The organism is Pseudomonas beijingensis, from assembly GCF_030687295.1.
Lineage (GTDB): Bacteria > Pseudomonadota > Gammaproteobacteria > Pseudomonadales > Pseudomonadaceae > Aquipseudomonas > Aquipseudomonas beijingensis.
In genome coordinates this window covers 2,734,294-2,747,603 of record NZ_CP117425.1, presented here as the reverse complement: position 1 = coordinate 2,747,603, position 13,310 = coordinate 2,734,294, and the positions used below count along the sequence as shown (strand labels likewise).

7 protein-coding genes are annotated in these 13,310 nt (G+C 59.8%); all 7 read right to left on the bottom strand.

What is annotated here, in order from left to right:
* Nucleotides 1-275: 275 nt before the first annotated feature.
* The 7 genes from PSH84_RS12445 to PSH84_RS29015 all read right to left on the bottom strand — a co-directional run bounded on the left by PSH84_RS12445 (nucleotide 276) and on the right by PSH84_RS29015 (nucleotide 13,301).
* The gene (locus PSH84_RS12445; protein WP_163006878.1) at nucleotides 276-1,202 is read right to left on the bottom strand and encodes a ketoacyl-ACP synthase III; all 927 of its coding nucleotides are present in this window, start codon (nucleotides 1,200-1,202) and stop codon (nucleotides 276-278) included.
* 478 nt (nucleotides 1,203-1,680) lie between these two features.
* Nucleotides 1,681-4,587, bottom strand: a complete 2,907-nt coding sequence (locus tag PSH84_RS12440; RefSeq protein WP_305470234.1) for a TIGR00180 family glycosyltransferase — start codon at nucleotides 4,585-4,587, stop codon at nucleotides 1,681-1,683.
* A 63-nt stretch (nucleotides 4,588-4,650) separates the two neighbouring features.
* Entirely contained in the window at nucleotides 4,651-8,232 is a 3,582-nt protein-coding gene (locus PSH84_RS12435) for a glycosyltransferase (protein ID WP_122569019.1), read from the bottom strand.
* Nucleotides 8,233-8,342: 110 nt separating this feature from the next.
* Nucleotides 8,343-9,908, bottom strand: a complete 1,566-nt coding sequence (locus tag PSH84_RS12430) for a flagellar hook-associated protein 3 (RefSeq protein ID WP_305483017.1) — start codon at nucleotides 9,906-9,908, stop codon at nucleotides 8,343-8,345.
* A gap of 13 nt (nucleotides 9,909-9,921) precedes the next feature.
* The gene (gene flgK, locus PSH84_RS12425; RefSeq protein WP_305470231.1) at nucleotides 9,922-11,988 is read right to left on the bottom strand and encodes a flagellar hook-associated protein FlgK; all 2,067 of its coding nucleotides are present in this window, start codon (nucleotides 11,986-11,988) and stop codon (nucleotides 9,922-9,924) included.
* A 10-nt stretch (nucleotides 11,989-11,998) separates the two neighbouring features.
* Nucleotides 11,999-13,099: a flagellar assembly peptidoglycan hydrolase FlgJ gene (gene flgJ, locus PSH84_RS12420; protein WP_439800561.1), complete on the bottom strand. Its 1,101-nt coding sequence runs from the start codon at nucleotides 13,097-13,099 to the stop codon at nucleotides 11,999-12,001.
* Complete coding sequence (locus PSH84_RS29015) at nucleotides 13,086-13,301, bottom strand: hypothetical protein (RefSeq protein WP_439800560.1); 216 nt, start codon at nucleotides 13,299-13,301, stop codon at nucleotides 13,086-13,088. Before PSH84_RS29015 ends, flgJ begins: the two co-directional genes overlap by 14 nt.
* Nucleotides 13,302-13,310 lie beyond the last annotated feature (9 nt).

Here is a 13,310-nt window from a genome sequence, read left to right as displayed (position 1 = left end):
GAATTCCTCGTTGGTTGGGTACTGCGGCTTCCGGCCCTTGGCAACCGCCGGGGTGTGGCCTAGAGAACCTTCGTAATAGTTATCGTCGGATTAGGAACTTGCTTGAGGGCTTTTTTCAAAATATTTGCTAGCAGACTGCCACCCCTTGCAAAACAAGGGTTTAGCCGCGAACCAAAGCCCGAAAAATGGCGTCAAGAAACCGCAGGAGAACGTCGCAGGCAAAAAAATAGCGCCACAGGCCAGCCTGAAGCGCTATTGGGAAGAACGTGATTCGATCAGTCGCGATACAAAATCGCCGAGCCCCACGACAGACCCACACCAAAACCGCTGATCGCCACGCGCTTCCAGTCAGCATCCAGGACGTGCTTTTCCAGCAGCAGCGGAATGCTCGACGACACGGTATTGCCGGTCTCGACCATGTCCTTGATGAATTTCTCAGGCTCACCCTCGAAACGCCGCGCCACGGCATCGACAATCGCCGCGCTGCCCTGGTGGATGCAGAATGCGTCGATGTCACTGGCTTGCAATGAGGATTCATTCAGCAGTTCATGCAAATGAGCCGGTACTTTCAGCAAGGCAAAGTTGAACACCTGGCGACCGTTCATGAAAAACACACCGTCGCTGACCTTCAGATGTGGCGCGCCGGAACCATCGGTGCCGAACTTGGCCTTGCCCAACTGCCAGCTGGCGCCCTCGGCCATCCACGTGGCGGTGGCGGCATCGCCAAACAACATGGTGGTGTTGCGGTCTTCAGGGTCGACGATCTTCGAATACGGGTCGGCGGTCACCAGAAGCCCGTTCTTCAACCCTGCGGCCTCCATGAAGCCTTTCAGGGCATAAATGCCGTAAACGTAGCCCGAGCAGCCCAGCGATATATCGAACGCCGCCACATGGGTCGGCAACCCGAGTTTGTCCTGCACGATGGCGGCGGTATGCGGCAGCCCTTCTTCATCACCGTTCTGGGTGACAACGATCAGCGCGTCGATGGATTCGCGCGAAAGCTGCGGGTTGTTGGCGAACAATGCATTCACTGCTTCGACACACAGGTCCGAAGTTTCCTGGTCAGCGTCTTTGCGCGGCAGGAACGCCGAACCAATCTTGCCAAGGATGAATTCTTCATCCTTCTCGAATTTGGCACCCTGAGCGTAGTTATCCACACCAGCGGTCGGCACATAACTCGCTATGCTTTTTATGCCAATCATCATGGCTTCCCGATCATGTACTGCGACTAGGTTCACCCCCAAAAGCTCAGGGGCGCTTCAAAAATGGTTGATTTCCAAGGGCGGACGCCTTGTCAGGCGAACGGACGGGCCTCCACTCCGGGGAATACAATACAGTGAAGATGCACTTTATGACCTATGCGTCACGCCGTTTTGTCTTGGAGGGGCATTTTTTCATGACAAACGAAGCCGTGTCATTTCCCGAGACGGCATTGGAGACGGGCTAGGAATATTCAGGATGGCAGTGCAATTCGGCACGAGCACCGGCAGGTTTTACCTGCCATACCCGGTGGAAGCCGCAGAAGGCGCAATGCCGTTCACTTAAGGCCAGCGTGATTCATTGTGGCGAGGGAGCTTGCTCCCGCTTGACCGGACTGGCTCCAATGCAAAGCGCTCACAATAGGGGCTGCTGCGCAGCCCGACGGGAGCAAGCTCCCTCGCCACGGTCTCATCTGCGGGGTTATACAGCAGGTTCGTTCAGCAACTCGGTCCAGGGTACGTTGCGCACCGGCCCCAGGGTGAAACCGGCGCCTTGCAACGCCAGGTTCCCGTTGTAGAAGCGATCCTGGGCGAACGCCCCGGCCCACTTCCCTCGTAGCGCCGTAAGCGCCTCTGGCGTACTGGCCAGCTCGCCGGACTGAATCACCTGCACATGCGGCGTCCATACCGTCAGGTACCCGGCCTGGCCGACCCTGAGGCAAAGGTCCACGTCACCCAAGGCATCGTCGAACAAATCGCTGTCTATGCCGTCAGCAGCGTTGAACAACTGCTTGGAAATCATCAAGCAGGCAAAAGACACCGCCGAGCAATTCTGCTCGACGACCAGCCGGTTCATGTAGCCCCTGGCGGTCTTCGGCTCGCCGATGAAGGGCGAGCCGACTTCATCCTTCAAGCCCAGGATCAGACCAGCCTGGGTGATACGTCCATCGCGCTCGACCAGCTTGACGCCGACCACACCGACTTCCGGACGCAAGGCTTGATTGAGCAACGACTCGATCCAGTTGACGTTGACCACTTCACTGTCGCCCGCCAGGGTAACCAGATACTCGCCCTTGGCCTCCTGGCTGGCAGCGTTGATCCAGGAGCCCGTCGCGACGCCCGGCTCGATATCCAACAACCGAACGCGACTGGCCTGGTGCCCCTGGCCGTCGAGCCAGGTGCGCAGTACGGAATGGTTTGCAGCCTCGGTGGGAACCAGCACTTCGTAGCGCTGATATCGGGTGCGCTGCAGTACGCTGAGCAGGCAACGTTGTAGCGTCGTCAGATCGCCAATGCCATGGACGATGATCGACACCAGGGGGCGCTCGGCGAAGCGGTAGTCGATTTTGTGCGTACCTGGCACGAGCGCGCTCACGTCAGCTTGATAACCACGAACCGCCAGGTGACGCAGCAAGGTCTTGCGCTCATCGGCATTGTCTTGCACCGGCGGCGCCTGGCACGTCAGCAGAGGCTCATCCAGGTGGGCAAGCCCCTGCAGACCGTCCTGCTCGATCAGACGCAACAGCAGGTCGAACTCCATCGCATGCTTGAACTCGCGCGAGTAACCGCCAAGTTTCACCAGTGTCTCGCGGCGTATCAGCCAGTGACGGGCCATCAAGGCCGGGACGCTTTGCAGCAAGTCAAGGTTGAACCCTGGCCGGAAGACATCGGCCAGCGTCCCGTCGGGCTGGCGCTGGAACTCGTCCATTGCCACGGCCTGGCATTGTGGCGCGGCCAGCAATTCCACACCCGCACGGAACAAACCGCTTGGCGTCAATTCATCACCGGCCTCGGCCATGACCATCCAATCGCAATCGCTCTGGCTGACAACCTGATTGATTTTGTCGACGTAATTGCTTTCGTTGACTTTGACGAAGTGCAGGACGCTCTGCGGTGTGGTCTCGGCTGGCAGGTCGCCGGTGGTGAACACAACGATCTTGAACGCCCGGCAATAGCCATTGATCACGCTGTCGAAGGTTGCCTGCATCTTGAAGATATCGGCGTCCAGATCCAGGATCAAAATGCCAAACGTCGGCCCTCCGTTGCGAGCAGCCAGGTATTTGGACACTTTCTGGACTTCACAGACGCTCGGTTCACGCGCCTCGAGCCAGCGCAGCAATCGACCGGAGGGCGTGGCGTCGAACAACCTCGCGGTATTTTCAAACGCCGCCGCCTTGAGCCGTTGTTCCCAGGCCTGGATCATTTGCACGTAGCGCGTGTCACCCTTGGCCTGCATGACCTCATGCAGTTGCTTCACCAGATCCTGGTTGAAGGCATAGCTCAGGAAAGCCCTCGCCAGCTGTTCATCGAGCGGCACGGCGTCGGTGTTGCGCTGGGAGCGAGATAGCTCCTTCTGCTTGAGCATGACAGCTTCCAGCTCCTTCAACTGCACCTGCCCGCTTGGCGCCGCATGCAGCAGGAATTCCAGCGAAGTGAGCACGTCGAAAAAAGCCTGGTTGTAAAAGGGCAACTCAACGTATTGCGTCGGCTCGAAACGTCGAACCGGTTCGCCACGCCGCGAATCCCAGGTCGACTCGAACAGTTTTCCAGCCTGCGGCACCGAACGTTCGACCAGCTTCTTGAGTATGGCCCGGACATGTTCCCGTGACGAAGCATCCGTGCCAAAGGCGCCGGCCAACAACGTGCCCATGCGCTCCTGTTCAGCGACTGCTCGCAAGTCCTCGGTACCAGGCGCCATGCCAACCGGGCTCCGTGGCTTCGCCACGCGGCTGCGCTCGTGTACACCATAAGGAATGTTCAGCAAGCGGACCTTTGCATCCGTCACCAACCCAAAGCAATGGCCGGCCTCCTGCAACCGCGACTCAAAACCGGCAGGTAACGAAGCGTAACTGCGCCGCAGGGTTTCAGTGCGCGTGAGGGCACTGACCAATGACGGGCAATCCTCGGCAAACACGGCCAGCCGTGCTTCGGCCGATAAGCCGGAATAATCTTCACAACCCTTGCGGTCGAACAAGTAATAGTCGACACGGTCGGCATGGGCCTCGAACGCCAGGTTGTAGCCTTGGCAGGCACCGTATTCGGCGTGTGCTTCGAGGAAACTCAACGCTTGTTCGAGCGCTTGGGGCAGCAGGAAACTCTCGGCATCGGCAACCGCCAGGTAAGGCGTGGCGACTCGCTCAACGGCTTGGCGAACCTTGTCGCCGAAACCAACAGCCGTGGGCGCATGCAGGTATTGCACACCCGGGAACGCTGCCGAGATATCAGCGTCGATCTGGCTCGATGAGTCGATCACCAGCACGGCAAATGCATTTTCGCGGTAGTGGCGCAACGCCCGCCGCAGGGCCGTCGACTGGTCGTGGGCGAGCAGCACCAGTGTAAACCGTTCACTCAACGGCGCAGTCGATCCTGTTGGGACATTGCTTTGCATATTCATTCCTTAACAAGTGGGTAGCCGCATCAACGACACCGGGAGTTTCAAGGTTGAAACTCATCAATCCGGTAGCCAACCATTGGCCCAGTACTGCAGGTTATCGCCGCGCAAGATAAAGTCGCGCAGCACCACTTCACGTAATTCGTCGCCCATCCGGTAGCTGGCAATCGGATCCGCCAGGTGCATACGGATTGCTTGCAGCCATTCTTCGGTGCTGTTGGTGAGGACCCGGGTACAAGGCAGGTGTCCCCGGTAAGCCTCGGTATCCGAACAAATCACCGGATAGCCACACGCACCGTACTCCAAGAGGCGAAGGTTGCTTTTGCAGTCGTTGAAAATATGAAATTCCAACGGTGCCAAGGCCAGGTCGAGATTCAGACTGGCCAGCTTCGCCGGGTAAGCCGCCAGGCTCACGCCCGGATGAAATTCATGGATATAGGGCTTGAGCAAATCCGGACACATGCCAAAGAAAACCCATTCGACTTCGTCAGCCAATTCCCGAACGACATCGGCGATGAGCTCCAGGTCGCCACGGTGGCTGGTGCCGCCGCCCCAACCGATACGTGGTTTGCTGGAAGTGGCACGCTGGCTTCTGAGCTGGTTCCACAGGCCGGCAGCCAGCATGTTCGGCACGACGCGGATGTCGTGGTGCATGCTGGACAACACGTCTGCCAGCGGATGGGTGGACACCACGACCCGATCACACAGGCCGATTCCTTTACGCAGCAGGTCCTCAAGGTTGTCCGGCATATTGCGGCGGTGTTCGTTTTTTTCCGGGACCCTGGCGATGTAGTCATCCAATTCATAGATGCGCATGGCGCTGGAGTAAGTCTTGACTTGAGTGATGTCCTTGAACTTACCCACGTTATAGCGACCCTGAAGGATGATCACATCCGGCGACTGGCGCTCGATGTCGATAATCGAAGGCGTGTCGTAGGCAACACGTCCTACGATGCGCCCCGCCGCTTCCAGTTCAAATAGCGGTTGGCTGACCCGATAATGCCCCACCGCCGAAGTATTGACCGCAAGCCCCAGAATCGAAGGGACGTTACGGGTAATCAACGGATTCCAGCCAGTGCGTGGTCCAGGCTCGAGACTGAAGCTCTTCCCGGTCAGCGTCAGGTTACGGTTGTAGGCAGGATCGTTGGCGATCCTGGGCAACCAGCGCTGATAGAATGCCTCCTGTTCGAGCTCCAACCGCTGCTTCCACGCCGGATCACGACTGGCTTCCACGCCGGACGCCAGTACGACATCACTGTAAGGCGTAGTGACAATCAGGTAACCGTTTTTTCCGACCTGCTGGCATAACTCCAAGGAATTGATGCGCTGTGTTGTGATCGATTCATCGAACCCACCGGCCTCCTCCAGAACCTGTTTGCGCACCAACAGGCAGTGATCGCCGACAGCGCTCCAGTTCTGCACCGTCTGCAAGCGTTGCATATAGCCGCCAGACGTGACCGATTCGTTGACGAAGGCCCTGCCCGCCAACCCACCCAGTCCCATGATCATGCCGGAGTCAATGACCCGGCCTTGCTGGTTGAGTGTGCGAGGCCCCACGATACCGACCTCGGGACGTTGCCCATGATTGAGCAATTCTTCCAGCCAGGCGGTTTCCAGCACAATGCAGTTGGGATTGAGCAACAACAGGTATTCGCCGCGGGCATGCTGTGCGGCGAAATTGCGGATCACCGCTTCGCTGGCGCTTCCCGGATGCAGAAATATTCGCAACTTCTCACTGCCCAGCTCCGCCATGGCCCGCAGCCAATGTTGTAGCTCGGCGTTCTCACTGGCGTTATCGACAATGATGATTTCGTAGTGTGGATACGCAGTCGTACTGATCAGGCTGTTGACGCAACGTTCCAGCGCGCTCAGGTCATCCTTGACGCTGATGACAATCGACACCAGGGGTCGCTCGGCGAACAGGTATTCGATGCGCGGAATCAACGCCAGCAGCGTCCCTGGGTGCAGCTGGTGCGGCACGCCAATACGCTGTAGATGAGCGCCGATCAGTTCGGCGTTTTGCTCGATGACTTTAGGCAAGGACAGCCATTGGGCAAACGAAAACGTCGACTCGACCTGGACTTCCGGAATGTGACCAACGACCTGCGGCCCATCCGTTTCCACCAGTCGCCAGATCAAGTCTTGGGGCGCCAATTCGCCCAGGCTCGAATCGAATCCACCCGAGGCCAAAAATCGGGCACGCTCGAACGCCAGTGTCCGACCCACATAGGGATAACCGCGCATCAGGTCGAGGTTGAAGTCGGGCTTGAAGATTGGCTCCACCGACTTGTCATCCACCAGCGCGCCTTCATCGCTGTAGAAACAGGCGACACCCGGCGAACTGACAATCCGGTCGGCCATGATCAGCAGCGCAGACTCGGTCAAGCGATCGCCGGCACGCAGCAGGTAGAACCAGTCGGCGCCGTCCAGTTGAGGCAGCAGCCCATTGAGCTGCTGCGCCCAGTCCGCTTGCAGGCCAAGGCGCAGGACATGGTTGTCCACTGCCTGGCGACCATTGGACAGCAACAGCACCGATTCGCAGGCATAGGCTTGGGCAGTGATACTCTGCAAGGTAACACTCAGCGCATAAGGATCGTCCTGCTCGTCAATGACGACGGGGACGATCCTCGGACGATAGGCCCAGCGAGCGATCTGCCGCGACAAGACTTGCTTGCGCAATGGACTGAAATGCCGACACGCCAACCACTGCACATAGAGGTCTGCGTAGCTTTCGATGTCCGTGCCGACTTGCGAGCCAATGACGCCCTGGCGAGTCGCAATGATCGAGTAGACGTTGATTTCTTCCCACTCGGGCGCCCCTGGCTCCTTGGGCTGGCCCAGTGTCTGGTAACGTACCCAGCCACTGGCAGGCGCCGGATCGCCACTCCGCTGGGCGAGCATTTCCTTGAGCCAGGTCAGCTCCACCGTGGCCGCTTCAAGCATCTTGGCCTGACGCGCCAGGCGCTCCGGATGCAACCGCTGGCCACTTCCCTCGGCGTAAAGCTGGACCAGATTACCCCGGCGCAACAGGCAGATGAACAAGGCAAAATCGAGGACAGCCTCGAAACCTTCACCGGGCCGCGCCAGCGCTGGCAGCAAGGCCTCGACATCGGTGCGGCGCATCAACGCGCCACTCAAACCGCCGAGAATATTACGGGTGGTTTTCTCAAAATACGCCAGCATGTCAGTGCCGTTGAACAACGCATCGAACTGCGTGATGCCGGTGTTTTCAACGCGGATCGGCAAGGCATAGTTGTCGGCATCGATTAAATGATGCTTGTTGATCACCAACGATACTTGCGCATGCTCCTGCAGGATGGCCGCCTGTTGACTGACGCAGAATGCCAGCAACTGGTCGTCGTCGCACAGGAACTTGATGAACTCGCCCCGGGATTCTTCGAGGCAGCGCAACAGGTTCTGCTGGAACCCCAGCCGGGTCGGGTTGCGCAGGTAACGCACAGCAATATTGGAGCTCTCGCCAAGTTCCTGGACAATCTGCTCGATGCCATCGGTGCGGCAATCGTCGCAGATGACAATTTCAAGGTTCTCGTAGGTCTGCTCGAGCGCGCTTTGCAAGGCGAGGCGGAAAAAGCGTGGGTGGTACGCGGGGATGGCAATGCTGACAAGAGGAGCTGATTTCACACGCGTGGCTCTCAACCGGTGGGCGCCAACTCAGGCGAGAGCAGGACGTCCTGAATCGTATAAAGGAACGGGTCAGGGACCGCTTATAACGTCACGATCCCTGCCCTGAATCACATTTTGTTGAACAATCCCAATTGAGCGATCTTGCTGAACGCCAACTGCGACGCTTGAAGCATAGTCTGCTGCAAGGTCAGGCGCGTCATCACTTCGGCCGGGTCGGAATCGCGAATCGCCGACTGGGTCTGCGAGTTGGCCAGGACAAAGCTCTGATTGGTATCGCGCTGGGTATCGAGCGACTGACCGCGACCACCGACCGAGCTCAATGCACTGGTCAAGTGGTCAGTACCACTGGCCAGGTTACCGATAGCCGAAGCCAGTGACGCATTCAGTTTCTGGATGGCGATGTTGTCGCCATCGGCCGGCGTGTTCAAAGCTGTGCGCAACTGACTCACGGTGTCCAGAACGTTTTGCGTCTCATGGGTATTGACCGCGATGCTGAACTGATCGTTGGCGGCCGGGGCTCCATTGAGCGTGAAACTCACGCCGGATGCGGTGGCGACGTTGCCCGCCAGGGTGCCGCTGGAAACCGGTTTGCTGTCAGCGGTCAGTGGCGCGGCGTACAGGTCGAAGTCCGTGGCACTGGTAAACTTCAGCACCGCCGTCCCCGTCGGGAAGCTGGCGTGGTAGGCCGTCGGATCGGTGATTGCGCTGCCGGTGATCTGGGTCGCGGTAGCGTTGCCCGGGCTGCGGGCCGGCGTGAACGAGTCGGGCTTGGCAGCCAGGGTGAACGTGTGGCCGGGCAACACCGTGCCGGCAACGTCGCCCGCATGAAGGTTGACGTTCAAGGTCAAGTCGACGCCGCGAAAGCTCACGGTCTGCCCGGCCTGCTTGTTAGGGTCGATGACACCGCCCTTGCTGGCTTCGGCGGTCACATCGTTACCGCCCGAGTCGGTGATTTTCAACTGGGTGCCGCTGACGAATTCCACCGTGTACGGCTCGCCACTGCGGAACTGGCTGTTGTAGGTCACGCTGGAGGACACTTGGCCGTTGGTCAACACGACGCGCCCATCGTCCACCGCTGGCGCGGTCATGGTGGCCTGGGTGCGACTGGTGTTGACGGCTTGCTGGAACACGTCCCAGCCGGTGCTGTTGGTGGCCATCGACATGGTGTCGCCGATCGGCAGGTCCAGGGTGACCTGGTCGCCGTTGTAGCTGTAGGTGCCGTCATCGTTGCGAGTGAACGGTACGACATCGCCTTTGGATCCGGCAAAAATGTATTTGCCGTTTTCATCCTTGGTGTTCATCAGGCTCAGCAATTGATCTTCGATCGATCCCAATTCCGAGGCAACCGCTTGACGGTCCGCGTCGGTGTAGGCGGCGTTACCGGCACTGACGGCCAATTCCTTGGCGCGCTGCAGTACGTTGCCGATGCTGGTCATGACCGCTTCGGTCGTGCCCAGGGTCGCCTTGATGGTGGTGACGTTGGCTTCATATTGGGACAGCATCGAAGCCTGGTTGCCCAGTTGCAGCAGGCGCGAAGCCCCCACCGGATCATCAGCGGCGGTGTTCACCCGCACCAGGCTGCTGGCTTCCTCGCTGGTCTTGACCACCTTGGCGAAGTTCTTCTGGTAGTTCGCAGCCGTGCTTTCGTAAAACTGAGAAGTGGAAATGCGCATGGGCTACGGCTCCTTAAAGACTGTTGATCAATGTGCTGAAGATTTGTTGCGCAGCCTTGATGATCTGCGAAGACGCGGTGTAGTACTGCTGGAACTTGACCAGGTTGCCGGTTTCTTCATCCAGGTCCACGCCCGACAGCGAATCGCGGGCGGTCTTGGCGTTGTTCAGGATCGCGCCAGTGGCGGCGCTGTCGAGCTTGCCCTGGGCGGCCTTGGCGCCGACGCCTTCCACCAGCTTACCGTAGGCATCGTTCAGGGAAATACCCTTGCTGCTGGAACCGGTGTCCACGGTCTTGGCGGTCTGCAAGCCGGCCAGGACCGTCCCGTTACGGTTGTCCAGGCTGCCCGGCTGGCTGAGGCTGATATTGATGCCTGCACCCTGGGACGGCGCGCCGGCGATGGACATGTCGAACGCGACGGTACGCTGCACCGGCGGTACGGACGAATCCAAGATCGGGTTGCCGCTGGCGTCCTTGAGCGGAACGCTCAGGCTCAGGGTGTTGCTCTGGCCAGGCTTGATCGTGCCGCTGCTGATCGTGCCGCCTTGAGCATCGAGCAACTGATAAGCCTGGCTGGTGCCATCGGCGGACGTCGCGCCGAACACCACCTTGACCGGCATCGAGTTCTTGATGCCGTTCTGGATGATGGTCGTGGTGGCGGCGTCGTAGATGTCCAGCTTGGTGGTCATGCTCGGCTGGCCGCTGGCCGGGATGGTCAGCGTGCCGCTGCCCCCAGGCGCGATGGCGGCGCCCAACGGCGCGGCAATCGCCAGCCGCTTGGAGTCGGTCATCTCGGTCTTGATGTTGGCCGCTGCGTTGCGGGTTGGCGTGAGCTTGAACGAGTCGCCGGCGGCCGCGGTGCCGTTGGCGAAGGTCATCGAGAAACCGTCGATCACCGGCGGCGGCGTGGTCGCGGTGTTGAACGCGCCCATCGAGGTGCCGTCGGGCAGGCGCTGGACGGTGTAGTCCGTGCCGCTGGTGAACGTCACCTTGTAGTCGTTGGTGGTCAGCTTGCCAGAGTCTGTGATGGCGATGTTGAAATTGCCGGAGCCGGCGCTGTTGTTCAACGACGCAACACTGCGCTGGCTGATCTGCGTGGCGCTGTTGATGTTAGCGAACAGGTTGGAACCGAAGGCTCCGTTCATGTCGATGCCCGAGGCCTGGACGCGGTTCATCTGGTCGGCGACCACCAGGGCTACGCGGCCCAGCTCGTTCATGGCCGGATCGAGCACGGTACTGCGGTAGCGCATCAGGCCACCGATCTCGCCGCCGGTGAGCACCTGGGTGAGGTCCATTGAGCTGGAACCACTGTTGAGCTGGATACCTATGCGCCCCGGATCGTTCTTGTCCGGCACCGCTTCCAGGGTATTGACGATGTTGCCCATCACCAACGGCTGGCCGGAGCCCAGGTAGATGTCCAGGCTGCTGCCGTTCTCGACAACCTGCGTGCCGGTGAAGGTCGAGAGCTGGCGAATGGTTTCGCTGCGGGCATCGAGCAGGTCGTTGGGGGCGCCGCCGGCGTTGGAGACTTCGGCGATTTTCTTGTTCAACTGCGCAACGGTGACCGCCAGGCTGTTGACCTGGTCGACCATGTTCGACAGGTTGCCGTTGATGTTCTGGCTCTGCTCCGTCAACTGGTTGGCAATCGAATTGAAACGGTTGCTCAGGGCCTGGGAATCGCTGAGCAGCAACTGCCGGGACGCATCGTCACCCGGCTTGGCGTTGACGTTCTGCACCGAGGCGAAAAACTTGGTCAGTGCGCCGTTGAGGCCGGTGCCGCTGTCCGACAGCAGGGAGTCAAGCGGAGTGATCTGCCCTTGATAGGCAGCCGCATCGCTGTTGAGCGACGTGGTGGTTTTCAGTTGTGCTTCAAGGAAGGCGTTATACACCCGGCGCACATCGGCCAGGGTCGTGCCGGAACCAATGAACACGTTGCCGTACTGGTTCGACGCCTTGGTGGTCTGCACGGTCTGCTGACGCGAATACCCTGCGGTATCGACGTTGGCGATGTTGTTACCCGTGGTCACCAGTGCGGTCTGGCTTGCGGACAGACCCGACATCCCGATATTGAGCAAACTCATGGTTCAGACCTTATAAAGTCGTGGTGGCGCCAGCCGAAGCGTAGTTTTGGTAACTCGTCATCTGCCGGGCTATGTTCGAAATCTTGCTGGCGTAGTTCGGGTCGGTGGCGTAACCGGCCTTCTGCAATTCGCGTACAAACTGTTCGGGTTTATCGGCCGACTTCAGCACATCTTGATAGCGACTGTTGCTTTGCAGCAGGTTGACCAAGTCATGAAAACTGTCGCGGTACGAGGCGTAGGAACGGAACTCGGCCGTCTCCTTGACCATCGCGCCATTGCGGAATTCGCTGGTGATCGCCCGCGCCGAATCGCCCTTCCAGTTGGCACTGGCCTTGATGCCAAACAGGTTGTGGCTGCTGCTGCCATCGGGCTGGCGCATCACTGATTTGCCCCAACCGGTTTCCAGGGCGGCCTGGGCCACCAGGTAGCGTGGATCGACACCGATGCGGTCGGCGGCTTCCTTGGCCATTGGCAGCATGGCGTTGACGAACTCATCGGCATCGCGGAAGGCTTTGCGCGCCGGGGCTAGCGGTGGCTGGGCCACGGCGCGACCATAGACCTGCATGTCCCCTTTCGGCTCGGAAGCCTTGAGTGCGGCCAGCCAGTCACCATTGGCCAGTTCGCCGGTGGTCGGCTTGACGGCGGCGATGGCGCGATCCGGCAGCAGGTTCTGCGCAGGCACATCGACATTGGTCGAGGTCGAAGGCACCAGCCCAGCGAGCAGGCGGTCAGCCAGTTTCGGCGGCAGGGCCAGGCGACGCTGGTTGAGCAGTTCCATGTCGTTGCGGTGGACGCCCTCGCCTTGCGGCGCGCTCACGGCCCGCGAGGCCCAGAGCGGACGCTGGCCATTGGTGCGTGACAACGGTCCGTCGGTAGGCAGGGTCCCGGCCGCCACCGGCGTCGGTACCGGCGCCTTGGCAACCTTATCCAAGGCCTCTTGTTGCTTGGCCGCCGACAACGTCGCCGCCTCACCGGGCGCCAGTGGCTTGTTCTTCGACATCTGGCGCAGCAGCACATCCGCCAAGCCGATACCACCGCCTTCGCGGGACATGGACACGGCCAACTGCTGGTCGTACATTTCCTGGTATTGCTTGGCTTCAGGCGTGTTCATCGGGTTGTCCTTGCCCAAGGCCTCGGTGGCCGAACGCATGGACTTGAGCATTTTCGCCAAGGAACAGCGACTCGAATTCCTGCGCCACTTTACGCAGGTTGCCGTCGCTGTTCTTGTCGCCGACCTTGAGCTGGTTCAGGCGATTCAAGTCCGAGTAGGAACCCGAATCTCCGCTGATCAAAGCGCCCTTGCGCATATCCATGACTCGGCC

What these genes read in the sequence shown, in the direction of transcription:
- flgJ (WP_439800561.1), bottom strand. Translation starts at nt 13,099, where the DNA reads ATGAACACGCCTGAAGCCAAGCAATACCAGGAAATGTACGACCAGCAG.
- PSH84_RS12445 (WP_163006878.1), bottom strand. Translation starts at nt 1,202, where the DNA reads ATGATTGGCATAAAAAGCATAGCGAGTTATGTGCCGACCGCTGGTGTG.
- PSH84_RS12440 (WP_305470234.1), bottom strand. Translation starts at nt 4,587, where the DNA reads ATGCAAAGCAATGTCCCAACAGGATCGACTGCGCCGTTGAGTGAACGG.
- PSH84_RS12430 (WP_305483017.1), bottom strand. Translation starts at nt 9,908, where the DNA reads ATGCGCATTTCCACTTCTCAGTTTTACGAAAGCACGGCTGCGAACTAC.
- PSH84_RS29015 (WP_439800560.1), bottom strand. Translation starts at nt 13,301, where the DNA reads ATGGATATGCGCAAGGGCGCTTTGATCAGCGGAGATTCGGGTTCCTAC.
- flgK (WP_305470231.1), bottom strand. Translation starts at nt 11,988, where the DNA reads ATGAGTTTGCTCAATATCGGGATGTCGGGTCTGTCCGCAAGCCAGACC.